A 24691-nucleotide genomic window follows, 5' to 3' on the forward strand; every position below is an offset into this window, starting at 1 on the left:
AGAACTCCAACATGCAAGAAATAACTATAGCGAATTTAGCATGGCGAAATATCCAACGACGACCATTTCGAAGTTGTTGCTTGATTATCATCATTATGCTTTTTTCCGCTACGCTATTTGGTGGTAGTGTATTGATGAAAAACCTAAGCTTAGGAATTTCAGGCATGGCTAATCGGTTAGGTGCGGACATTCTTATTGTACCTTATGGTTATGAAAAAAATCTTGAAGTCGCCTTATTACGTGGTGAACCAAGTAGCTTTTATCTAAAAGCCGACTTAGTTGATAAAATCAAAGATATCAAAGGAATCGAAGCGGTCTCACCACAACTATTCATTGCTTCGTTAAGTGCTGGTTGTTGTACTTCTAAAGTTCAATTAATTGGTTTTGATCAGCAAAGTGATTTTGTAATCAAACCTTGGCTACAAACTCAGTTAGAGCAACCATTGCAAGACAATCAGGTCGTGGTAGGCAGCAAAATTACCTCAAATGTAGGTGATGAAATTAAATTTTTCAATCATCCCTTTAAAATTGCCGCTAAAATGGATAGCACAGGAATGGGCTTTGACACCTCAGTTTTTATGACCATTCCTGCTGCTCATTCGCTTATGAAAGAAGCCAATTTAATTGAAGGCGATACTGACCACTTTGCTAACTATGTGTCATCGATTTTTGTTAAAGTCGACCCTGACTATCAGTCTAAAGATATTGTTAATCAAATCATGCCCAAATATGCTATCGATTACAATATTGATTTTGTGATGACCAAAGGTATGTTAAGTAATATATCTAAATGGTTAAATGGCTTCTCAACTATTGTCTATAGCTTATCGGCAATATTTTGGGTGTTAGCGATTATTGTGATCTTTGTAATATTTTCATCATCTCTTAATGAACGAAAACGCGAAATCAGCTTATTACGTATTCTAGGTGCATCGCGCAGTGATCTGGTTAAAATGTTACTGCGAGAATCCCTTATCATTAGTGCTTTAGGTGGCCTTGCAGGTATAGTGGTTGCTGGCGTATTAATTTATGCCTTCAGCTTATTGATATGCCAAACGATAGGTTTGCCATGTATGAATATTTCAATTACGGATGGATTAATTTATGCATTCATCGTATTTTTGCTGACATTAATTATTGGTCCGCTGTCTAGTATTTATTCAGCATTATCATTAACTAAGTTTGATACTTATCAAACATTAAGAGAGGGTGAATAATGTTATTGGATATCAAAAACCTTCGCAAAGATTACAAGCGCGGATCACAACACTTTTCAGCGGTGAATAATGTTAGTTTTTCAATGGCACAAAGTGACTTTATCAGCATTATGGGTAAATCAGGCAGTGGTAAAACGACGCTACTTAATATGATTGCTGGGTTGTTAACGCCTACTCAAGGTAAAATCACGATTAACGGCACCAATTTATTCGATCTTGATGACAAACAAGTATCGGCGTTTCGTAATCAAAATATTGGTTACATTCCACAAGGCAGCAGTTTATTACCTAATTTAACTGCTCTGGAAAATATTCGCTTACCGTTTTCTTTAACGAAACGTGAAAACCAATCGAGCTTAAATTCTGCAATGGAACTGCTAGAAAAAGCCCAAATTAGTTATTTAAAAGATGCTTATCCAGCCAACATGTCAGGTGGTGAAATGCGTCGAATAGCTATTTTACGTGCACTAATTTGCCAGCCACAAATAGTCATTGCCGACGAACCCACCAGCGATCTTGACGATGAAAGTTCAACACAAATTATGGCATTATTAGCCGATATTCATCAACAAGGCACAGGACTCTTGATTGTTACTCATGATAATGATGTAGCAAGTTACAGCCAAAAAACATTAAAAATGTCAGCGGGGCGGTTAATCGATTAAATTCGGCGCTGTCATTATCATCAATTATAAAAACAGCGGATTACAGCCCATATCAATCATAATTTTATTTAACTTTATTAGCGGTAATCCGACTAAAGAATTAATATCATCGCCTTCAAGCTTATCGAAAAGAGTAATCCCTAACTCATCACATTTAAAACTGCCAGCACATTGTAGTGGCATCTCTTTAGCGATATAAGCGTCAATTTCTGCATCAGTTAACTGACGAAAGGTGACTTTAAACGGTTCACAAATCGTTTGCGATTGGCCTGTGTGAGTATTAATGACCGTCATTCCAGTATAAAAGTAAAACGCTTTACCACTGCTATTTTTTAATTGTTGCTTAGCGTTTTCAATAGTGAGGGGTTTACATACAATCTTTCCATCTAAAACACCTACTTGGTCGGAACCAATAATTAAACTATCAGGATTGCTTGCCACCAATGACTGCGCTTTAGCATTAGCCAATCGTACCACCAGCTGCTGTGCACTTTCATTTGGTAGAGGTGTTTCATCACAAATCGGTGGCACACAATCGAAAGGAATAGCTAATTTTTCAAGTACTTTTTTACGTGAAAGTGATGTTGATGCTAGGATAATTTTCATTTTAACTGTTCTTGTAAAATCCATGCGGAAGGATGAGCATTAAAACCAATATGACCATAATAATCGACTGCTTGAGGTGCTGCAAGCAAAGTAATTGCACATTGATTATCGGTATGAATTTGAATCTCTTTTATCAACTGTTTACCAATACCTGATTTTTGATAAGCTTCATCAACGGCTAAATCAGCTAAATAAGTTATGTAGACAAAGTCAGTTAAACAGCGGGCAATACCGACAAGTTTCTGATCATGCCATGCGGTAATGACTAAATTAGCATTATCTAACATTGCTTGAAAACGAGGTTTATCACTTATTGGTCGACGTTCCGCCAATGAGCAGCGAGAATATAATAATATCGCTTGTTCTATACTGGGTTTGATGTCATGGCGATAAATAATATTACCCATAGTTGATCTCCATCATGATTTTGCAAAAAAGTTATTTCAATATTTTAAATTAGCGTTAGGATAACAATATTAGATTTAATTTAAAATTAACACCATCTTAAATTAATTAAGAAAGATAAGTTAAAATGAGGAGGCGGTATGTACAAAAAAATATTAGTTCCGATTGATGTCCTTGAAGATGAACTCACTCAAAAAGTGATCCCCCATGTTGAGTGTTTAGCGAAGTTATCCAATGCGCAAGTTATCTTTTTTCATACCTTACCGGTTGCATCGGCTATTGTAAATGCTTACTCATTTGGTTTTGATGAGTTTAAAGATCAAGCTACAGTACAAACAGAGCAATGGCTACATCGCTTGATTGACTCAATTAATTTACCAAAAGAAAATTTATCTTTTTCAATCGCGTTTGGTAATCCACGAGATGAGATCTTACATCTAGCGGAAGAGATTGAGCCTGATCTAATTATCATAGGGTCTAGACGGCCAAATATCTCAACACATCTACTTGGATCAAATGCTTCTGGTGTAGTGAGAGGTGCACAAACATCAGTGCTAGTAGTACGTTAATTTTTATTTTTCTGATGTCCTCCAAAAGGACATCAGTTTTTGCTCAAAATCCTCAACCTTTTTTGATTTTAAAAAAGCTTTTAAGCTCCAATATATTCACAAAAAGTAAGTACTGGAAACGATAATAAAAAATTTATTTACTCCAAATAAGATTGTTGTGCAAAAGGTTGTCTTTTTATAAATTAGAGATAATTAATGGCATAATCTAGTGTACGCGAAGATGGAATGATGGAGTAGGGGGTATGCCGTCATGATTTCTCGTGGGGCTTTCCTAAAGAATTGAACATCATAGCTAAGCTAAGATTATACCGCCTTTCGGCGGTATTTTATTATTGATGTTTAACAAGAAAACAGCAGTGGATCTGTTTATTGCGTCTGAAATCGAGCGATAAGGTTTTGTCGGTGATGTCTTGAAACGTCAGACCTAATTTTTGCATACCGTCGGCATCCATTTTGAAGCCTCGTTTGTTATTAGAAAAGACAATTACACCGTTTGGTCTTAATAATCGTTTTAAATCACTCATTAATTTAAGATGATCGCGCTGAACATCAAAAGTATCGTTCATCCGTTTAGAGTTGGAAAATGTTGGAGGATCGATAAAAATTAAATCAAACTGCTCATCAGCTTGAGATAAATAGAGCAAGCAGTCAGCCTGTATTAATCGATGATTTTTACCGGTTAAGCCATTTTGTTTTAGATTACGATCGGCCCACTCTAAATAGGTGCGTGACATATCAACTGTCGTGGTCGATTTTGCTCCACCAAGGCCTGCGTAGACGGTTGCACTACCCGTGTAGGCAAATAGATTTAGAAAGTCTTTGCCTGCACTCATTTGTCCGATCATTTTTCTGGCTAAGCGGTGATCTAAAAACAAACCAGTATCCAAATAATCCACCACATTAACCCAAAACTGCGTTTTTTTGTGATTAATTGGATATTCATGAACTAAAAAATAATCTTGTTTTTGTCCAAGTTTTTGATATTGTTGTTTTCCCTTTTGCTTTTCACGGGTTTTTAGTACCAATTGATCGGCGGTTAATTTCAATACCGACATGGTAGCATTAATAATATCAAATAGTCGTTGCCGAGTTTTTTGTGGATCAATATTTTTAGGTGCAGCATATTCTTGTACCACAATTTTATCTTTGTAACGATCGATAGCCACATTATATTCCGGCAAATCAGCATCATAAAGACGGTAACATTCAAGTTGTTCTTGGTTGGCCCATTTTTCCAATTTTTGACAATTTTTACGTAAACGATTGGCAAAGTCGGCAGCTGGTAAATTTGTTGATATGACCGCCTGCTCCACTTGACGATCCGCAATCGAATAATTTTTTTGTAGACAATCTAAAGGGCCATTTTTGGCTTTAAATTGTTTGTCAGCACGCATTTGTAAACAATCTAAAAGCTGTGGCGCGCCACTAAATAATGATAATCTCCACCCACCAAATTGTTGTTTAATTTGGCAACCAAGTGCTGAGTGTAAAGCTACAAGTGCTGGTTCGCTTTCTAACCGTTCACCGTAAGGCGGATTGCTGATGATCATGCCATGTATATGGTGATCAAGTGGATTGGTTAATTGTGTCACATCCTGCAATGCAAACGTAATTAAATCACCAACTCCTGCTTGGATCGCATTTTGTTTGGCTCGCTCCAGTACTGTAGGGTTATTATCATAACCGATAAAAATCGTGTTAGTTTTTTTTACATTATGCTTAGCGCTAAACAGTAAGTCATTCCAAAGTGTCGGGTTAAATTCTTTCCAAGCAAAAAATCCCCATTGTTTGCGTAGCAGCCCTGGTGGGATATGAGACGCCATCATCGCAGCTTCAATCAATAACGTTCCTGAACCACACATTGGATCGATAAGTGGTTCATCAAACCGCCAGCCAGAACGGAGAATAATAGCCGCGGCTAGACTCTCTTTTAACGGTGCTTGCCCTGTTTGTTGGCGATAACCACGTTGATGTAAGCTTTCACCGCTCAGATCTAATGATAGTGTAACTCGATTTTTGCTAAGATAAGCATGTAAACGAACATCAGGATTTTGCTTTGCAACATTTGGGCGCTGATTGGTTTGTCGCATAAAGTGATCAACAATGGCATCTTTGATCTTTAGCGCGCCATATTGACTGTTACGAATAAAGTCATTAACACCAACAAAGTTGATAACAAATGAGTTATCTACCGCGAAGATATCGGTCCATTTGATATTCATCACACATGAATAAAGATCTAAATCACTATAGATGTCAAACTCGGCAATTGGCAATAAAATACGAGAGGCTAAACGAGACCACAATAACGATTGGTACATCGTTGATTCATTAGCATCGAAATAGACACCACCCTGCGCCACCCGACAATTATCCGCCCCAATATTTTCTAACTCTTTTTTTAATAACTCTTCAAGCCCGCGCGATGTGCTGGCAAATAGCGTTTTCATGCATAATCCACTTAACAATAAAATTGCAGGCATTATACCGACTAATTACCAGAGTGGGAAATGATTGCCCTAAACAACAGCCAATCTAACTAAAAAGTAATCAAAAAAAAGTTGAGGAGCGGGGTTTTTGAGCTTCAAAATCGCCCAATTTTTGACTATTCACTTAATATCCTTTTTATATTAATACTTAAAATTCATCTCTATAAATTAATATTACTCAGGGAAATAATCAATTTTCTGTTTATTTACGATACGTAAGGTTAAATCTGTAATGGCGATGATCAACGCTGAGCGGATCATTTGTTGATAACGGTTTTGGTAAATGGATGATTTTAAGGTATCGACAATACCGTTCTCTTGCGGGTTATTTAATGGAGAGTTAGGGGGAAGGATCATGTCGTGCAGTAAGCTGATTGGACCTAGGATTTCGTCATCCAGATAGGTGTAATTTTTATCGTCTTGTTCTAGCTCATCTAAAATTGCCATTAACAATTCAATATCTTCATAATCTTCACGCGTGATGATGCCTAGTGCATAAAGTAATTTCAAACAGACAGAGGTATCATTAAGTGGGCCATTCTTGCCCACCAATGATGGAATAACAAACTTGATAGCATGAGGCTCTTTACGAAAAACCTTTAGAATCAATTGATTGACACTGTCATTAATCAAATTGATCGCAACCTTTAGCAAGCTGTGTATATCAGCTTGCTGATTGAGTTTTTCGAGGATGGTGTCTTCTGCTAATGTTTGCATTGTCACTTAAAATTGATGATTTTGCATAGCAGTATAAAGTTGTTCGATTTGGCTAACAACTGGATTATCACTTTCAATACCAGAAATATCGCAAAATGCTTGTTTTAAACCCTTGTTAGCAATTTGATTTGCCAGTTCGATTGCTTGTTCGTCGTCATCATTACGATAGTTAAGTGCAGCTGCAATACCGATAAGCAGATTTTGATTGCTAAGTTTATATTCAAATGTGCCAAGTAATGGTTTGATCAAACGATCGCCAGGACCTAGTTTGCGTATTGGTTGACGTCCTACTCGTGCGGTATCATCATGTAGATAAGGATTCTCAAATCGAGTTAGGATTTTTTCAATATAGGCTTGATGTTTGGCTGGATCAAAATCATAGCGTTTGATCAGTACTTGTCCACTTTCTTCCATGGCTCCACGTACAATTTTACGAATTTTATCGTTTAAAATCGCATCCCGAATGGTCGCAATATTGTTATAAAAACCGAGATAGGCTGTAATAGCATGTCCGGTATTTAAAGTAAATAGTTTACGCTCCACAAAGGCCATTAGGTTATCAACGGGCTCCATACCTTTGATTTGAGGGATTGTGCCAATAAATTGAGTTTTATCGACAATCCATTCAGAGAATGTTTCAACCGTCACCTCTAAAATATCACCTGTTTTAGAAGTTGCAGGTGGCACAATGCGGTCAACCGCAGAATCAACAAAACCAATATGCTCATTAACCCATTGGTGAAGATTTTCTGGTAGATACTTTACGATTTCCTGTTTGAACTGGCTCGTGCCACGTACCATGTTTTCACAAGCAATAATATTGAGTGGAGCGTTATTACCTTGAGCATGTCGAGCAATAATGCCTTGTGCCACACTTTGCGCAATGCGCGCTAAAATTTGAGGACCGACCGCAGTGGTAACTAGATCAACTTTCGCGATGTAATCAGCGACTTTAGGTGAAGTACTGTTGATGGCATCAACATTCTTCACCGTTTCGGTAACCGACTGCTCACCAACCACATTGACTGGATATTGATGACGGCTAGCAAGTTCATCAATAACTTGTTGATTAACATCTGCAAAAGTGACGTGGACACCGGCATCAGATAATAATTTACCAATAAAACCACGGCCAATATTGCCGGCGCCAAAATGTAATGCTTGCATAATAATAATCCTTAATTTTGAATCATTTTTAATCTGTTAAAACACTTCCTACCTTCGTAGGAAAGTTAGCTTAATATTGCTAGAACTTCTTCAATATCATTAGTGGTAGTCAGTTTTGCAATAATCTTTTCGTCATCAAGTGCATTGGTTAACTTGGCGATAACATCAAGATGTTCATTGTTACGAGCAGCAATTCCAATTACGATTTTTGCTTTATCTTGCTCTTCTTCGCCAAACTGTACACCTGCTGGATATTGGCAAAATACGATACCTGTATTAATCACATCATCTTTAGACTCAATTGTGCCGTGAGGTACAGCAATCGATTCGCCTAAATAGGTGGATGTTAATCGTTCACGTTCTAACATGGCATCAATATAAGCTGTTTTTACGTAACCATTTTCGACTAGTTTTTGGCCTGCAAAACGGATGGCTTCTTCTTTAGTTTGCGCCGTTAAACCTAAAAAGACATTTTTTGCATTCAACTTAAACAGCGGTTGGTGGGTAGGTGTTGGTTGTACAACTTGTTGACCACCTTTTGCTTTGACTAAATCATTCACTAACTGAGTATATAAATCACTATCTAAAAAGTTAGTTAATGAAATATGATAAGCGTTTGGTGCATATTGTTTTGCTCGTGCGGTTAAATCTTTATGTGTGATGATGATATCCGCATCAGTTGGCAAGTTATTAATTGCTAAATTGGTAACACTGATATCTAAATGAGCATCTTCTGCTTTTTTACGTAAAACACCCGCACCCATAGCACTTGAGCCCATACCTGCATCACAAGCAACGATGATTTTTTTCACTTTAGCAAGATCAAGTTTACTATTTTCGCTTACTCCTTTGGCTTCGCTTTTCATTGCAGTGACATCAGACATGGCTTCGTCTAAACTTTTGCCATTATCTTTTGTTGTTTTTAATAAAATAGCCGACACAATAAATGATACTGTAGTTGCTGCAAGCACAGATAACGTTACACCTAAATATGAACCTTTTGCCATACTCATTACCGCAAAAATAGATCCTGGTGATGCGGGTGCTGTTAAACCTGCATTAAATAAAGTTAAAGTAAATACACCTGTCATGCCACCTAAAATTACAGCAATGATTAGTCGAGGATTCATTAAAACATAAGGAAAGTAAATTTCATGGATACCACCAAAGAAGTGAATAATTGCCGCACCACTTGCTGATCCTTTTGCCGCACCTTTACCAAAGAACATATAAGCAAGTAATAAACCTAAACCTGGACCTGGGTTTGCTTCAATCAAGAAGAAGATAGACTTACCTGTTTCTGCTACTTGTGTTACACCTAGTGAAGTAAATACACCATGATTGATAGCATTATTAAGGAAGAGTATTTTTGCTGGTTCAACCAGAATTGAAGTAAGTGGTAATAAACCATGATCAACCATGAATTGTACTGCAACAATAAGTACATTAGTTAACGAAGCAACAGCCGGACCGATTCCAAAATAAGCGATAAGCGCAAGAATCATACCAATAATGCCAGCTGAAAAGTTATTAACTAACATTTCAAAGCCACTTTTGATTTTACCATCAATGAATTTATCGAACTGTTTAATGCACCATCCACCTAAAGGTCCAGATATCATTGCGCCTAAAAACATTGGAATCGATACGCCAACAATTACGCCAATTGTGGTGACCGCACCAACTACACCACCACGATCACCGTAAACCAATTTACCACCAGTATAACCAATTAATAATGGAAGTAGATAAGTGATCATTGGTCCAATAAAAGCAGTTGATACGCCTTCATTTGGAAACCATCCTCCAGCAGATGGATCGTTAGCATTATATAAAAAAATTGCAGTAATAAAGCCCCAAGCAATAAATGCGCCGATATTAGGCATCACCATATTACTTAGAAATCGCCCAAAATTTTGGACTTTAAGTTTAATGTTTGATGTTGTCATACAAATCTTTCCTTATTGATTGATATAATCATTATGCTGTTATTGTAGAAGCATTTAGTTACTCGATTCATCCAAAATAATCAAAAAATGTGACATATATCACACTGTTAAAAGTGGGGTATTTTTAGGTTTTGTGATCTAGATCACATTAATGCAGTGATAGAACGCTTTTAAGCTAAATTTTTCTAAATTTATTTGGTGGTTTTGAGTATTGGTGAGGTAATTTTTTGTCAGAAAATGATTAAATCGTAAACTTGATAAGAAATTTTACATAATTTTGTTTAGGCAACTAAATTAACTGAACTAAACTAAATCGCTGGTACTTTAAATGATTTTTTAATATCATCGTAATTATCTTGAAAAGGTAAATAAAGAGATTCTATTATGACGATGAGAAAATGTTTATTAGCCGTACTTAGTGTTATCAGTTGTTGTTCATATGCAGATGTAAATACTAAAATATATAATAATTACTTAATATACTCTACTCCTGAATTGTCACCTCATTCCAATACGATAAAACGACAAAAAATTTCCTCTACGATACCTTTTAACATCATATTTACTAGAGTTGCTGGAGAAAATGCAATTATAGAGTCTCAAAAGAATGGTTTGATTTTTTTTATTGGTAAAAAAATTAAAGGTTCGTGGTACATTGATTACGATAAAAAAATTAGATTACATAGTAACTCTTTTTTTAATTTAAGTTCTGATTATGAATTTACAAATACTTCTAAATTTGAGATTACTTTTAATGAAAATAATGATATTAAAAAAGAGTCGCTATCTAAAAATGATTATTTTGCTATTAACACTATTTATAATTATGACGAAAATAAAAGATTAATCGATTCTAAAGAAAAAGTTAATGGTATTTCTATAATAAAAAAAATTGATTATACAAACCAAAATTTAGCTAAATTAATTACTAGTGAAAGCTTTATAGAACCAAAACTTTCACCATCGGATGAAATGGGTAATGAAGTAATAGAATATATATATGATGATGCTAATCAACTTCTTCAAACCAAACAATCAATGCATTTAAGTGAAACCAAAGATGTAATTAATATGGATTGTTATTTTACTGACCATAACAAACATGGAGATTGGACCAAAGGTTCTTGTGTTTTAAATAAAAAAAATATAGGGAATTTTACGAGAGAAATAGAGTATTGGTAATTATGTAAAACTAATATTGGCACAAAACTTGTTAATACAAATAAGATGGTAATTAGCTAAATTAATCTATACTTTAATCTTTTCTAATTGATTTAATGCGAGAACTTAATGATGATTTTAAAACCATCCACTAACTTCTCACATTAATACAACGAACTTTACTCCACAGTCACAGATTTTGCCAAATTACGAGGCTGATCGACATCTGTACCTTTGATTAAAGCTACATGGTAAGCAAGCAATTGGGTTGGTACCGTGTAGTAGATTGGCGCTGTAAGTTCTTCAATATGAGGTAAGTTGATGATATGCATTGTGTCATCACTCACAAAGCCTGCATCTTGCTCTGCAAATACATAAAGTTGTCCACCACGGGCACGAACTTCTTCGATATTAGCTTTAAGTTTTTCGAGTAGGTCATTGGTCGGAGCCATAACAATAACTGGCATATCTGCATCGATAAGCGCTAAAGGACCATGTTTTAATTCACCTGCGGCATACGCTTCTGCATGAATGTAGGAGATCTCTTTTAGTTTTAATGACGCTTCCATTGCGATTGGGTATTCATCGCCACGGCCTAAAAATAGGGCGTGATGTTTATCGACAAAGTGTCCAGCAAGTTTTTTGATTTCTGGCTCGGCCATTAACACTTGCTCAATGCGATTTGGCAAAGTTTGTAAGGCATGGACGATCGCTTGTTCAGTGATTTCAGCCATGTCATTAAGTCGGCCTAATTTGGCAACTAAAAGCAATAATACGGTTAATTGTGTGGTAAAGGCTTTAGTTGAAGCAACGCCAATTTCAACGCCAGCTTTGGTTAGTAACACCAAATCAGCTTCACGAACTAAGGTAGAGGCAGCCACATTACAAACGGCAAGAGTGCTTAAGTAATTATTCTCTTTTGCTAAGCGTAATGCTGCAAGCGTATCTGCCGTTTCACCTGATTGTGATAGCGTGATGAATAAACTGTTTTTACGACGAGCGGGTTTTCGATAGCGAAATTCCGAAGCGATCTCCACATCACAAGGAATACCAGCTAATGCCTCAAACCAATAACGAGCAACCATTCCGGCATTATAGGCGGTACCACAAGCAACAATTTGCACATGTTCAACTTGCTTAAGAATATTTTCCGCATCATCGCCAAGTTCAGATAAATCCACTTTGCCATGAGCCATTCGTCCTTCAAGGGTATTTTTTATAGCATTAGGTTGTTCGTAAATCTCTTTTTGCATGTAGTGATTAAAGCCAGCTTTACTGCCTGCGTCATATTTCGCATCAGATTCGATGCATGGACGGTTAACTTCTTGATGGTTTTTATCAAAAATATTCACAGTGCGGTGGGTGATTAGTGCAATATCACCCTCTTCTAAGAAGATAAATTGACGAGTAACCGGTAATAAAGCTAATTGATCTGAAGCAATAAAGTTTTCACCAACGCCACAACCAATCACTAGTGGACTACCTGAACGTGCCGCGACGAGAATATCGGGATTACGCGTATCCATTACAACGGTGCCATAAGCACCTCGTAATTGTGGGATTGCTTTTTGTACTGCTTCAAAAAGTGAGCAATCTTCGGTTGAGATAATATCGTGAATTAAGTGGGCAATAACTTCGGTATCGGTTTCTGAACGGAATTGATATCCTTTTGCGATGAGTGTTTCACGCAGAGGCTCAAAATTTTCAATAATACCATTGTGCACAACGGCAATAAAACCCGATACATGAGGGTGTGCATTGTGTTCGACTGGTTCGCCGTGCGTCGCCCAACGAGTGTGAGCAATCCCAGTTGAACCTTTGATTGGATGCTCATCTACCGCATCTTTAAGCGCTTTTACTTTTCCGACACGTCTTACTCGCTGTAATTCACCTGTTGGAGAGATAATAGCAAGCCCAGCAGAATCATAACCACGATATTCTAATCGTTTTAAACCTTCTAATAATATTTCTGCCACATCACGTTTGGCGATCGCGCCCACAATACCACACATTGTTTATTCCTCTTTCAATTTAGTTGGTCTTTTCCAACCTGCAAGTTGTTTCTGTTTTACCCGGCTAACCACAAGCTCATTGTCATTGACATCATTGGTTACCGTTGTTCCAGCTGCAATGGTTGCACCTTTGCCAATTTTGACTGGTGCAATTAGTTGAGTATCGGAACCCACAAATACATCATCTTCGATCACGGTTTTAAATTTGTTCGCACCATCATAGTTACAAGTAATTGTGCCAGCACCAATGTTGACGTTACAGCCAATTTCGCTATCACCTAAATAACTTAAATGTCCTGCTTTGGTAGCATGACCAAGATGAGCTTTTTTCAATTCGACAAAGTTACCAACATGGGCATGATCATCCAGTTGGCTACCAGGTCTTATTCGAGCAAAAGGTCCGATAGTACAGTGTTTGGCAATGATTGAATCTTCAATTACTGAGAAAGGGCTAATTACGCTATCATCAGCGATGGTGCAGTTTTTTAAAATGCAACCTGAACCGATAACGACATTGTTTCCCAATGTAACATCACCTTGAATAATCACATTTGTATCAATAGTGACATCCTTGCCATGAGTCAATTTACCACGTAAATCAAAACGCGCAGGGTCAAGCAACGTGACACCGGCAAGTAAAAGTTGCTCAGCTTGATGCTGTTGATAATGCCGTTCTAAAGTTGCAAGTTGCAAGCGATTATTGACACCTTCAACTTCGAATTTTTTAACTGGGTGAGACGTTAAAATGTCGTAACCATCTTGGTGGGCAAAGGCGATAATATCGGTCAAATAATACTCTTTTTGCGCATTATTATTGGTTAAACGAGATAGCCACTTTTTAAGTAACTTGCCGGTAACCAGCATAATACCGGTATTAATTTCGTTAATTTTTTGTTGTTCAACATTCGCATCTTTTTGTTCAACGATCGCTACCACTTTACCGTCTTTGCGTTCGATTCGCCCATAGCCAGTAGGATCATCTAAAATCACTGTCAATAAGGCAATGCCTTCATGTGGTTTACTGGCAATTAAATTCTGCAAAGTTTCAATTGAGATAAGAGGTGTATCACCATATAAAATCAAGATATCTTCATCATCTTCAATAAAGGGAATAGCTTGTTGAACAGCATGTCCTGTACCCAACTGTTCTGCTTGATAAACAAGTTGCACAGGTTGATCTTGTAACGATTTTTCTAACTCGCTTTTGCCATGACCATAAACAATATTGATGCGATCAGTATTAAGTTGTTGAACTGTATCAATAACATGTTGTAACATCGGCTTACCGCCGATTTTATGTAAAACTTTAGGTAGGTTGGAATACATCCGTGTGCCTTTTCCTGCCGCCAAAATAATTGCACTACGTTTTGGAGGTGAAATTGCCATAATCAGTTCCGGTCTGGTTAAATAAGGCTAATACTATAATCAAAGTTTTCCACGAAATCATCCCGTAATTGTTAATTTTTATCCTAAAAAAAGAATTATTGAAATTTACCAAGTGTTTTAATAAAAGGAAGCATTGTTATGAATAGCATTACCAAGGTCTTATTGCTTTACACCACTCACGAAAAGCAAACCCTTAAAATTATGCAACGAATAAAAACACATCTTGAGGGTAAATGTGATTGTGATTTGATTGAGTTATTGCCCGATACCAAGATTGATCTTGGTAACTACAAAGCCGTATTAATTGGTTGTTCAATTCGATATGGTTTTTACAGTAAAACCATGAAGAAGTTTATTGATGCCAATTATCAGCAATTAAATGCGTTAAAATCAGGTTTTTTTGGGGTAAATGTGGTGGCTAGAAAACCAAATAAAAATACACCTGAAACTAACCTATATACTAAAAAATTCCTTGCCAAAATTGCCTGGCAACCGACTATCAAAGCGGTATTTGCTGGTGCGCTTTATTATCCTAAATATAACTGGTTTGATCGTAATATGATTCGATTTATTATGTGGTTAGGTAAGGGTGATACAGATGTGACAAAAGAAGTAATAGAGTACACAAATTGGACAAAAGTGGATGAATTTGCCGAGCAATTTGTGGAACTTATTGATAATTAGTCTTAGTTATCTTGATAAAATAAGTCACTATTTTCGTTAAATATCAAGTCTTAAAGTTGTTTTGAAGAAACTTTGTGATATAGATCAACTTTTTTACTAAAAAGGTGTACAATATTGCGCCTAAAGAATCTGTCTCCTAACTGGGATTTTAATTGTGATTGAAAATTTAAGAAATATAGCCATTATTGCTCACGTTGACCATGGTAAAACAACCTTGGTTGATAAACTATTAAAACAATCAGGCACGCTTGATAATTTGCGTGGTGATGACAATGAAAGAATAATGGACTCAAATGCGCTTGAAAAAGAGCGTGGTATTACTATTTTAGCTAAAAATACGGCTATCGATTGGAATGGTTACCGAATTAATATCGTTGATACTCCAGGCCATGCCGATTTTGGTGGTGAAGTTGAGCGTGTAATGTCAATGGTTGACTCTGTACTACTGCTTGTTGATGCAATGGACGGACCAATGCCACAAACACGTTTTGTGACTCAAAAAGCATTCGCTCATGGTTTAAAACCAATTGTGGTTATTAATAAAGTTGACCGTCCGGGTGCGCGCCCAGATTGGGTTGTGGATCAAGTATTCGACTTATTCGTTAACCTTGGTGCAACTGATGAACAACTTGATTTCCCAATCGTTTATGCATCAGCTTTAATGGGGATTGCAGGTCTTGATCATGAAGATATGGCACAAGACATGACACCACTATTTGAAGCAATTGTTGAACATGTAGAACCACCTAAAGTTGATTTAGATGGTCCATTCCAAATGCAAATTTCTCAACTTGATTACAACAATTATGTTGGTGTTATTGGGATTGGTCGTATTAAACGCGGTCGCGTTAAACCAAATCAACAAGTTACTATTGTCGATAGCGAAGGTAACAAACGTACTGGCAAAGTCGGACAAGTATTAGGTCACCTAGGCTTACAACGTTATGAAGCTGAAGTTGCAGAAGCAGGGGATATCATTGCTATCACTGGATTAGGTGAACTTGGTATTTCTGACACAATTTGTGATAACAGCTGTGTTGAAGCTCTGCCAGCACTAAGCGTTGATGAACCAACAGTTACCATGTTCTTTAATGTAAATAGTTCACCATTTGCAGGTAAAGAAGGTAAATATGTAACTTCTCGTCAAATTCTTGAACGTCTAAATAAAGAACTTGTACATAACGTGGCTCTTCGTGTTGAAGAAACCCCAGATCCGGACGCATTCAAAGTTTCTGGTCGTGGTGAATTGCACTTATCTGTTCTTATTGAAAATATGCGTCGTGAAGGTTATGAACTTGGGGTATCTCGTCCTAAAGTTATCTACAGAGAAATCGATGGCAAAAAACAAGAGCCTTTCGAACAAGTTACTTTAGATATCGAAGAGCAACACCAAGGTTCAGTGATGGAAGCCTTAGGTTTACGTAAAGGTGATTTGACCAATATGTTACCTGATGGTAAAGGACGTGTACGTCTAGATTATGTGATTCCTAGCCGTGGTCTTATTGGATTTAGAACTGAATTTATGACCATGACATCAGGTACTGGTTTACTTTACTCAACATTTAGCCATTACGATGATGTGCGTCCGGGTGAAATCGGCCAACGTAATAATGGGGTAATGATTTCAAACGGTACTGGTAAAGCTTTGGCTTATGCGCTTTATAGCTTGCAAGATCGTGGTAAATTATTCCTTGGTCATGGTGCTGAAGTTTATGAAGGGCAAATTATTGGTATCCATACTCGCTCAAATGATTTAACCGTTAACTGCTTAACGGGTAAAAAATTAACTAACATGCGAGCATCAGGTACTGATGAAGCGACGACCTTATCACCACCAGTAAAAATGTCGTTAGAACAAGCGTTAGAATTTATTGATGATGATGAATTAGTTGAAGTAACACCATTATCTGTTCGTCTACGTAAACGTCATCTAACTGAAAACGATCGTAAACGTGCATTTAGAAGTAATAAAGAATAATGTGAATTATGATTTAAATAATCAAATTACAAAACCTCGCTAATTAGCGAGGTTTTTTTTGGCTCTAACGCGAGCAATAGCATCGGCAATCGATTGTTTACGATCTTTCTGAGTAGTCGCACTGCTTGCAGGCATCGACCTAGGAAATAGAATAGTCGGTGGAACCAATTGATTACGATTTAAGCGTTGTTGTTTCTTCTCAGTTAACAGCAACTCTTCTTGCTCACTTAATTCAACGCCAAGAGTACTTAAGGTAATACAGTCAGTTGGACAGGTATTAATACAATTACTACACGCAGTGCAAAATTGCGGTAATACCGTATGTAACACCTGTTTACTACCAACAATAGCATCAGTAGGGCAAACACGGATACATTTGCCACAACCAATACAATTTTCTTCATCAATAAAGGCTTTATATTGCATAATAAAATTTAAATTAACTTAAACCAACAATATTACCATCTTTGTCAATATCAATATGTCGATAAGCTGGATTCGTGCCAAGCCCCGGCATGGTCATCACATTACCGGCATAAACTCGAATAAAACCAGCACCGGCTGAAATGGCTAAATGGCTGATATCAACATCAAAGTCAGTTGGTACATTCTTTAAATTAGCATCAGCGCTAATCGACATCGGCGTCTTGGCAATACAAAGTGGTAAGTGATCAAGTTTTAACGCTTCAATCTCTTTAATGTTCTTAAGCGCAGTTTCAGACAAGTTCGCTTTATTGGCACCGTACTTTTTAACCATAGTTTGGATTTTATCCATCAATGACATACTGTCAGGATAAGGTAATTTGATTTCACTTGGCATATCACATGCCTCAATAACATGTTTAGCAAGTTTTTCAGCACCTTTACCACCTTGAGTGAACACTTCGCTCACTTCGCAAGCAAAAGCACCATGTTCAACGGCATATTTTTGTAAAAACGCCAACTCTTCTTCACTATCATGTGGGAATCGATTAATCGCAACAATCACTTGTAAACCATAGCTCTTTGCATTCTTAATATGCCAAGCTAAATTGGCTGCACCAATTTCAAGTAACTCCACATTTGATTCTGAAATCTCTTTAGGGATAGCTTGTCCTGGTTTGATATTATATTTACCACTATTGGATTTTAAGCTACGAACCGTTGCCACTAAAACCACGCAAGAAGCCTTAATGCCAGCTTGACGATATTTAATATTAAAGAATTTCTCCATACCCATGTCAGAACCAAAACCAGCTTCGGTTATCACATAATCGGCTAAATTCATTGCAATGCGATCAGCGATAACTGATGAATTACCATGAGCAATATTAGCAAATGGTCCAGCATGGATTAGTACAGGCGTATTCTCAACGGTTTGCATCAAGTTAGGATTAATCGCATTTTTAAGAAGTACTGTCATCGCGCCTGCAACTTCGAGCTGTTCAGCTGTGATTGGCTCGCCTTGCGTATTATAGGCCAAAATAATACGACCAATACGCGCACGCATATCATGTAAATCAGAAGCCAAAGCCAAAATTGCCATTAGCTCAGACGCTGCCGTAATCTCAAATCCGTCACGGCGTTCAACACCATTCACACCGCCACCAACACCGACAGTGATATTACGCAGAGCGCGATCATTGTGATCGATAACCCGTTTCCATACAATGCGATTAACATCAATATTTAAACGAGGTAAACCGGTTTGAGCGGTAAACTCATCGCCAAGACGATCTTCATGATAAAGACGAGAATCCAACGCGGCAGATGCTAAATCATGTGCTGCCGTTATTGCATGAATATCACCAGTAAGATGAAGATTTAGCGTCTCCATCGGCAAAACTTCTGCTTGCCCACCACCGGCTGCACCGCCTTTTACGCCAAAAACAGGTCCTAAGCTTGGTTGACGAATACAAGCGATAGCTGATTTACCTAAATAATTAAGGCCTTCACTTAGACCAATGGTATTGACGGTTTTACCCTCACCGAGTGGTGTTGGTGTAATAGCGGTAACTAAAACTAATTTACCATTAGCGCGATTTTCCTTCGCATTAAGGATTGATAAATCAATTTTGGCAACATATTTACCGTAAGGAAGCACGTATTGTTCAGGGATCTGACATTGTTTAGCGATTTCAGTTATTGGGCGTAGTGGCATTTTCATTCTCGTATAACAATAAATTAGGCTGTCAGTATAAAGAATTTAAAATGCCGAATAAAGCAACAATTTAATCTTTATTGATTTTCGGCACAATCTCTAATTATCTTGTTATAATAGCGAAAATTTTCAACTAAAGGATAATGATTAAATGAACTGGTTTTCGCAGTATTCTCTCTTCTTGGCTGAAACAGCAACGGTGGTTATTGCTATTTTAGCGGTATTAATTTTTATTTTAAGTCAACGCCGAAAATCATCAACAATTGCTGGACGTTTATCTGTCAAAGATATTAGCGAAGAATATGAACAAGTCAAAGATGACATGCTAACGTCGAGCATGGATGAAATCGAAGCTAAACAGTTTACAAAAGATCTCAAAAAACAAAAAAAACTTGAAAAGAAACAAGCTAAACAAGCGGCTAAAAAGAAAGATGATAATGCTAAATCATCAGATGCAAAGCCTAAATTATTTGTCTTATCGTTTAACGGCAGTATGGATGCACATGAAGTTGAAGAACTGCGTCAAGAAATTACCGCAGTCCTAGCTGTCATCAAACCTGAAGATCAAGTGGTCGTAAAACTTGAAAGCCCTGGTGGAGTAGTGCATGGATATGGCCTTGCTGCCTCCCAACTATTACGCTTTAGAACGCGTAACATTCCATTTACTGCTGTAGTTGACAAAGTTGCAGCCAGTGGCGGTTATATGATGGCTTGTACTGCTAGCAAAATTGTCGCAGCGCCATTTGCAATTGTGGGTTCAATTGGTGTTGTTGCCCAAATTCCTAACTTCAACCGATTGCTAAAAAAACATGATGTCGATATTGAATTACAAACGGCAGGAGAATACAAACGAACCCTAACTATGTTTGGTGAAAACACGGACGAAGGTCGCCAAAAATTCAAACAAGAACTTGAACAAACGCATCTATTATTTAAAGACTTTGTAAAAGAATATCGACCAAATATCGATATAGATCAGGTTGCAACAGGCGAACACTGGTTTGCTACTCAAGCCAAAGAAATGGGGCTGGTTGACGAAATTAGCACCAGTGATGATTTTATCTTATCACACCTAGAAACGCATAAAATCATTGCTGTTAACTATCAACGCAAACAAAAACTATCCGAAAAACTCTCCAAAAATGTCGTGAAAGGCATGGAAAAGTTATTTTTTAGACAAGGAAACGGACTGTAAAAGGTTTAACCTAAAATCACTATTTTACATCTTTAAAACCCCGATTCCTCAAAAAAAGTTGAGGAGCGGGGTTTTTTAACCCTAAAATTTGGTCTAAAAATCTCAAAATTACTAAAAAGTCTAATTTCTAATACAAAACGATTTATCTTAAAAATGTGATCCTTAAAGAATTGTAAATAAACTGTTTTTGAATTAAACCGCATCTGCTCGGTTATTTTTGTTTTTTTAGATGTTTTTCTTTACAAAGATTAACGATCTAAAGTGAAAAATTGTTGCATCGTATTTTTTCAGTCACTATACTTTTACACCGTTTTATATAAGCGATCCAAATTTAAGTAAAAACATAAAGAGTAAATAAATCATAAATTTAGTTGACAGGATTAAGTAATATGCACTATAATTTCCAACAGGCAACAGGCAACAGGCAACTTGGCCAACCTATAAGTTAAATTCGTCAAAGTTAAGCTCTTATTTTTCATTTTCCACTAAAGTCTATTTTTTCACCAAGATCTATAAAATTACGCTAAATTTTGCGCGATCCTCACATAGATCAATATCATCCCGACAGATCCTATTACCTTTAGTACTTAGCATATTGTTAGCGTTTTCATTTACTAGTACAGCGTTAACATCCACAACATCTAATTTTATTCACGGTGAAGTGCCTTATTTTACGTTCGACGGTGGTAATACACGAGTAACGGATACCGAAGGTTTGCTCGGGATCCATCTTTCTAATGGTCAACAATACTCGCCATCAAATAATAATTCTAGTGCAACCAATCCTATCGAATTACCAACTATTGATGAAAGTTTTGCTGATATTAGCATGTTGGTGCCAGTTGATAGTAATACCGTTGATTTAAACACCATTGTCGCTGCACCATATAATTATTGGGGCGATGATGATGGAGATAGTGAAGTCACTGCTACTGGCAGTATAAGCTTGTCTATTGTTGATAAAAACAATCAAACTGTATCACGAAATACTGTACCCATGTATTGTAAAGCGCCTTATAAAGCGACATTAACTAATACTGAAGGCACATTGACCACTCGTTATGGCGTTCCTAATAGCATTAAGTTCGGAGCAGGTAGTGTTACCTATTATTTTAAGCCTAAAGAATCACCTGCGATTTGTTTTGCTAAACCAAATAATCTGGCGTATACCGCACCTCCCTATGTAGGTCCCGAAACTGTCTGGAATTATGGTAAAGGCTTTCTAACTCAAACCGCGACGCCATCATCTTATGGTTTAAATTTCCCGACTACTGGCGCTAATGGTTTGTACTTTGATTTAGATATTAGCAATAATGATCAGGCATTAACGTGGGATCCGGTTTCTCATAGTGGAATTACTGCGACGATGACCAATTCAACAAATACTAGTGTCCGCGTTACATTAACGGGCCCTGCTGCAACCTTAGAACAGTGGAATTCTAGTAATCCGGAAAAAGTAGCTAAACCATCTTTACCCCAGACATTCGAGATAGTCGGTCGTGACAGTAGTGGTAACGCTGTCGTTAAATATGGATTTGAATTAAAGCAGTGGTTTGTCAATCGTGGGAACGTTATCGGAAATCACGACAACCAATTATCTTGGTGTACAAATATAGGTTATCACCTTCCTAATGTAAGGGATTTAACCAATGCGGTTTATCCATCAAATGACCAATTGATTACCGCTACACCTCCATCACCGGGTAATCATTACCAACGTAACATTGGGGCAGGTCTTATTACCGAGTGGGGCTTTCTGTTATATTACGCGAATACTAACTTTAATTTATATTATTGGACTAATGACATGTACACCCATGGTGGTGATTATAAGTATTACTTTTACGCGCACGCCGACCACGGACTTATTCATTGGGTAGATCCTGCAACCTTCTACAACGGGGTTTGTGTTTCAGATCTCACCCCTTAATTCTTATTTTTTGAGGGAGAGATATTAAAATAGCTTATATTTTTCTAATAACTTATGGTGTCGAAACTTAAACCATCCGCCTCAATTGGGGCGGTTTTTTGAGTTTTTTATCGCAAAAAAAGTTGAGGAGCGGGGTTTTTGGGGTTCAAAATCCTGTTTTGCAATGTTGCCTCAAGTAAATAATTCCGCTTTAACTGTGGCGCTTTTTAGTAGTTCTATTTTTCCATCAAAAAAGTTGAGGAACGGGGTTTTTGGGGTTTAAAATTCTGCTTTGCAATGTTGCCTCAAATAAATAATTCTGCCCTAACTATGGCGCTTTTTAGTAGCTGTGTTTTTCTATCAAAAAAAGTTGAGGAGTGGGGTTTTTGAGGTTTTAAATTTCACTTAAAAAATTATTAAAATATCAAAATCACTAAATTTCTAATCCAAAGCCTTAAAATAAAATTTTTGAGGATCAATTGCTCTAATTTTAAAGATTTATAACTGCGATATATTCAATTAAAACAATAATTAAACAATTATAACCCAGATCCTTTTTAGATCCTATTTACAAAAGTTAACGTAAATGAGCGAAAAAAAGTGTTGCATCGTGTTTTTCCAATCACTATACTTTTTACACGGTTTTAGCTACTAGGCTAAAATTTGACAGAAAAGCATAAAATTGTAAATTAATCAAAAAATTACTTGACAAGGTAGTCTAAAATGCATTATAATTTTCAACAGGCAACAGGCAACAGGCAACCTGGCCAACCTATCTTTTAAATTCGTCTAAGTCCAGCACCCAGTTTAAATTTTTCACTGAAACTTATTTTTCTACTCAATCAAGTGAAATTCTGCGAATTTTCGCGCGATCGCTTCCGCGATCCTCTTTTCTAACGTTTTTCCGATCGTTTTCCGGATCCATTTTCAGATCCTTTTCTCGATCCTTTTTCGGATCCTGTTTTCGATCCTTCGATTTTTCCGAATTATCCCGGCAGATTGTTTTTTTCGTGGTCTTTTTCCTTCCTTTTTCGGGTCACGCATTGACATCACAGACAACAGCAAATCAGATACAGGGTAGTGCACCTTATCTGACTTTCGACGGTGGTCGTACACGTGCGGTTGATGCTAACGGTCTGCTTGGGATTACTTTATCTGACGGAACTAGGTACACGCCTTCTACCAATTTATCATCTGCAACTCCAATCGTCTTGCCGGTTGCGGGTCAGAGTTTTGCTGACATAAGTATGTTCGTTCCTACTAATACTAGTTCAGTCGATTTAAGTACACTTATCGGTCCTCCTTATAATTATTGGGGTGATGATGATGGTGATGCTGACGTTACTGCTACAGGTTCTTTAAGTTTATCTATCGTCGATAAAAACAATCGGCCTGTATCACGTGATACAGTGTTAACGACATGTACTGATTCTGCACCTTATAGGATTAAGTTATCTAGTACTAACGGTACATTATCTACTCGTTACGGATTTCCTAATCGTAGTACTTTCAGTGCCCATAGTGAGACTTATTACGTCAATCCTAAGGCTGGGCCTGTGGTTTGTTTTGCCAGTCCATCAATGTTCTATAGTGACGGTCCTTATGCTGGTCCAGCTTCGATGTGGGATCCTACTAATGGTTTTATCCCTCAGTCAACTGCCCCATCTTCTTACGGTAGAAACTTTCCTACTACAGGTGCTAACAATTTGGAATTTTTTTTACTCATTAGTGGTAGTAGTCAGCCATTGTCTTGGTCTCCGGTGTCTCATGGTGGTATTACTGCTACTATGTATAATTTTACTACTACAAGAAGATTTACACGCGTACGCGTTATTTTAACTGGTCCTTACCCTACCGAATCCCAGCATTGGTCAGCCAATCCTGGCCGTATTTTTAAACCTACTTTGCCTCAGACCTTCGAGTTGGTCGGTCGTGATACTAATGGTACTCCTGTTGTTAAATATGGTTTTACTTTGAAGCAGTGGTTCGTGAACCGTAATACTACTCAAGGATATACTTATCCTGATATTTTATCTTGGTGTGATAGTATTGGTTACCGAATGCCTCGCGTAAGTGATTTAACCAACGCATCTTGTCCAAACAACGGTTCTGACTGTCGTGGTTCAGTCGGCGCCACCCCTTCCTCGCCGGGTAATCATTTTATGCGTCATATAGGTTCAGGCTTTCTCGCGGAGTGGGGCTCTGTGCGAAGTTATTATTCATCCGGCTTCAAAGACGGTAAGTACTGGGCTGATGGCTCGAATGGTAGTAACCCGTTTCAAGTGTCCACACAACCCGGTAGTGTGTATTCGGACTTCGGCGACTTAGGATTCGGACTATGCTCCTATCCTTAGTTCTTATTTCTTCGTCCTTAATCCTTAGGGCGGGGGTTGGAGTGATAAAAAATAGTATTAGGTGATTAAAAGTAAGCTGACTCAAGGA

At 37.4% G+C, this 24691-nt stretch carries 19 protein-coding genes; 9 read left to right on the plus strand and 10 right to left on the minus strand.

Annotation, left to right across the window (positions count from 1 at the left end):
* Positions 1-11 precede the first annotated feature (11 nt).
* Complete coding sequence (locus J3U27_RS03525; RefSeq protein ID WP_267376841.1) at positions 12-1217, plus strand: ABC transporter permease; 1206 nt, start codon at positions 12-14, stop codon at positions 1215-1217.
* Positions 1217-1882, plus strand: a complete 666-nt coding sequence (locus J3U27_RS03530) for an ABC transporter ATP-binding protein (protein WP_065563561.1) — start codon at positions 1217-1219, stop codon at positions 1880-1882. The genes J3U27_RS03525 and J3U27_RS03530 overlap by 1 nt, the downstream gene beginning before the upstream one ends.
* 24 nt (positions 1883-1906) lie before the next feature.
* Here the strand turns inward: J3U27_RS03530 and J3U27_RS03535 are convergent, their stop codons facing one another.
* Complete coding sequence (locus tag J3U27_RS03535; RefSeq protein ID WP_267357197.1) at positions 1907-2488, minus strand: Maf family protein; 582 nt, start codon at positions 2486-2488, stop codon at positions 1907-1909.
* Positions 2485-2895: a GNAT family N-acetyltransferase gene (locus J3U27_RS03540; RefSeq protein ID WP_267376842.1), complete on the minus strand. Its 411-nt coding sequence runs from the start codon at positions 2893-2895 to the stop codon at positions 2485-2487. The genes J3U27_RS03535 and J3U27_RS03540 overlap by 4 nt, the downstream gene beginning before the upstream one ends.
* A gap of 138 nt (positions 2896-3033) precedes the next feature.
* On the opposite strand from J3U27_RS03540, the gene J3U27_RS03545 reads away from it, so the two are divergent.
* Positions 3034-3462: a universal stress protein gene (locus J3U27_RS03545; RefSeq protein WP_065734636.1), complete on the plus strand. Its 429-nt coding sequence runs from the start codon at positions 3034-3036 to the stop codon at positions 3460-3462.
* A gap of 329 nt (positions 3463-3791) precedes the next feature.
* On the opposite strand, the gene rlmKL is transcribed toward J3U27_RS03545, so the two are convergent.
* From rlmKL to J3U27_RS03565, 4 genes are all read right to left on the minus strand, one after another.
* Entirely contained in the window at positions 3792-5912 is a 2121-nt protein-coding gene (rlmKL, locus tag J3U27_RS03550; RefSeq protein ID WP_267376843.1) for a bifunctional 23S rRNA (guanine(2069)-N(7))-methyltransferase RlmK/23S rRNA (guanine(2445)-N(2))-methyltransferase RlmL, read from the minus strand.
* A gap of 213 nt (positions 5913-6125) precedes the next feature.
* Positions 6126-6668, minus strand: coding sequence for an MltR family transcriptional regulator (locus J3U27_RS03555; RefSeq protein WP_220225735.1), 543 nt, complete (start codon positions 6666-6668; stop codon positions 6126-6128).
* A 6-nt stretch (positions 6669-6674) separates the two neighbouring features.
* The gene (locus tag J3U27_RS03560; RefSeq protein ID WP_065734634.1) at positions 6675-7835 is read right to left on the minus strand and encodes a mannitol-1-phosphate 5-dehydrogenase; all 1161 of its coding nucleotides are present in this window, start codon (positions 7833-7835) and stop codon (positions 6675-6677) included.
* A gap of 65 nt (positions 7836-7900) precedes the next feature.
* Complete coding sequence (locus J3U27_RS03565; protein ID WP_065563554.1) at positions 7901-9784, minus strand: PTS mannitol transporter subunit IICBA; 1884 nt, start codon at positions 9782-9784, stop codon at positions 7901-7903.
* A gap of 384 nt (positions 9785-10168) precedes the next feature.
* Here J3U27_RS03565 and J3U27_RS03570 point away from each other — a divergent pair, with 384 nt between their 5' ends.
* The gene (locus J3U27_RS03570) at positions 10169-10966 is read left to right on the plus strand and encodes a hypothetical protein (RefSeq protein WP_267337027.1); all 798 of its coding nucleotides are present in this window, start codon (positions 10169-10171) and stop codon (positions 10964-10966) included.
* Positions 10967-11124: 158 nt separating this feature from the next.
* Here J3U27_RS03570 and glmS read toward each other — a convergent pair whose 3' ends face one another.
* Together glmS and glmU are read right to left on the minus strand one after the other, a co-directional pair.
* Entirely contained in the window at positions 11125-12957 is a 1833-nt protein-coding gene (gene glmS, locus J3U27_RS03575) for a glutamine--fructose-6-phosphate transaminase (isomerizing) (RefSeq protein WP_267330499.1), read from the minus strand.
* Positions 12958-12960: 3 nt separating this feature from the next.
* Complete coding sequence (glmU, locus tag J3U27_RS03580) at positions 12961-14337, minus strand: bifunctional UDP-N-acetylglucosamine diphosphorylase/glucosamine-1-phosphate N-acetyltransferase GlmU (protein ID WP_416379890.1); 1377 nt, start codon at positions 14335-14337, stop codon at positions 12961-12963.
* Positions 14338-14490: 153 nt separating this feature from the next.
* Between glmU and hemG the strand changes: the two genes are divergently transcribed.
* Both hemG and typA read left to right on the plus strand, forming a co-directional pair.
* Positions 14491-15027 carry a menaquinone-dependent protoporphyrinogen IX dehydrogenase gene (hemG, locus tag J3U27_RS03585; protein ID WP_416380531.1) on the plus strand — a complete coding sequence of 179 codons (537 nt, stop codon included), beginning with the start codon at positions 14491-14493 and terminating at the stop codon, positions 15025-15027.
* A 154-nt stretch (positions 15028-15181) separates the two neighbouring features.
* Positions 15182-17005: a ribosome-dependent GTPase TypA gene (gene typA, locus J3U27_RS03590; protein ID WP_065563548.1), complete on the plus strand. Its 1824-nt coding sequence runs from the start codon at positions 15182-15184 to the stop codon at positions 17003-17005.
* 39 nt (positions 17006-17044) lie between these two features.
* On the opposite strand, the gene J3U27_RS03595 is transcribed toward typA, so the two are convergent.
* Both J3U27_RS03595 and J3U27_RS03600 read right to left on the minus strand, forming a co-directional pair.
* Complete coding sequence (locus tag J3U27_RS03595; RefSeq protein ID WP_065563547.1) at positions 17045-17431, minus strand: RnfABCDGE type electron transport complex subunit B; 387 nt, start codon at positions 17429-17431, stop codon at positions 17045-17047.
* Between the two features lie 13 nt (positions 17432-17444).
* Positions 17445-19145 carry a formate--tetrahydrofolate ligase gene (locus J3U27_RS03600; protein WP_220225742.1) on the minus strand — a complete coding sequence of 567 codons (1701 nt, stop codon included), beginning with the start codon at positions 19143-19145 and terminating at the stop codon, positions 17445-17447.
* Between the two features lie 151 nt (positions 19146-19296).
* Between J3U27_RS03600 and sohB the strand changes: the two genes are divergently transcribed.
* The 3 genes from sohB (at position 19297) to J3U27_RS03615 (ending at position 24603) form a co-directional block, all read left to right on the plus strand.
* Complete coding sequence (gene sohB / locus J3U27_RS03605) at positions 19297-20340, plus strand: protease SohB (protein WP_065734628.1); 1044 nt, start codon at positions 19297-19299, stop codon at positions 20338-20340.
* A 595-nt stretch (positions 20341-20935) separates the two neighbouring features.
* Positions 20936-22270, plus strand: coding sequence for a hypothetical protein (locus J3U27_RS03610; protein ID WP_267330510.1), 1335 nt, complete (start codon positions 20936-20938; stop codon positions 22268-22270).
* A 989-nt stretch (positions 22271-23259) separates the two neighbouring features.
* Positions 23260-24603 (plus strand): hypothetical protein, encoded by a 1344-nt coding sequence (locus J3U27_RS03615; RefSeq protein WP_267376844.1) that lies wholly within the window; start codon positions 23260-23262, stop codon positions 24601-24603.
* Positions 24604-24691 lie beyond the last annotated feature (88 nt).

The sequence above is a fragment of the Gilliamella sp. B2911 genome, assembly GCF_026536965.1.
GTDB lineage: Bacteria > Pseudomonadota > Gammaproteobacteria > Enterobacterales > Orbaceae > Gilliamella > Gilliamella apicola_E.

Excerpts from the sequence above, each read along its gene's own strand:
- J3U27_RS03525 (WP_267376841.1), top strand. The coding sequence starts at position 12 with ATGCAAGAAATAACTATAGCGAATTTAGCATGGCGAAATATCCAACGA.
- J3U27_RS03530 (WP_065563561.1), top strand. The coding sequence starts at position 1,217 with ATGTTATTGGATATCAAAAACCTTCGCAAAGATTACAAGCGCGGATCA.
- J3U27_RS03535 (WP_267357197.1), bottom strand. The coding sequence starts at position 2,488 with ATGAAAATTATCCTAGCATCAACATCACTTTCACGTAAAAAAGTACTT.
- J3U27_RS03540 (WP_267376842.1), bottom strand. The coding sequence starts at position 2,895 with ATGGGTAATATTATTTATCGCCATGACATCAAACCCAGTATAGAACAA.
- J3U27_RS03545 (WP_065734636.1), top strand. The coding sequence starts at position 3,034 with ATGTACAAAAAAATATTAGTTCCGATTGATGTCCTTGAAGATGAACTC.
- rlmKL (WP_267376843.1), bottom strand. The coding sequence starts at position 5,912 with ATGAAAACGCTATTTGCCAGCACATCGCGCGGGCTTGAAGAGTTATTA.
- J3U27_RS03555 (WP_220225735.1), bottom strand. The coding sequence starts at position 6,668 with ATGCAAACATTAGCAGAAGACACCATCCTCGAAAAACTCAATCAGCAA.
- J3U27_RS03560 (WP_065734634.1), bottom strand. The coding sequence starts at position 7,835 with ATGCAAGCATTACATTTTGGCGCCGGCAATATTGGCCGTGGTTTTATT.
- J3U27_RS03565 (WP_065563554.1), bottom strand. The coding sequence starts at position 9,784 with ATGACAACATCAAACATTAAACTTAAAGTCCAAAATTTTGGGCGATTT.
- J3U27_RS03570 (WP_267337027.1), top strand. The coding sequence starts at position 10,169 with ATGACGATGAGAAAATGTTTATTAGCCGTACTTAGTGTTATCAGTTGT.
- glmS (WP_267330499.1), bottom strand. The coding sequence starts at position 12,957 with ATGTGTGGTATTGTGGGCGCGATCGCCAAACGTGATGTGGCAGAAATA.
- J3U27_RS03595 (WP_065563547.1), bottom strand. The coding sequence starts at position 17,431 with ATGCAATATAAAGCCTTTATTGATGAAGAAAATTGTATTGGTTGTGGC.
- J3U27_RS03600 (WP_220225742.1), bottom strand. The coding sequence starts at position 19,145 with ATGCCACTACGCCCAATAACTGAAATCGCTAAACAATGTCAGATCCCT.
- sohB (WP_065734628.1), top strand. The coding sequence starts at position 19,297 with ATGAACTGGTTTTCGCAGTATTCTCTCTTCTTGGCTGAAACAGCAACG.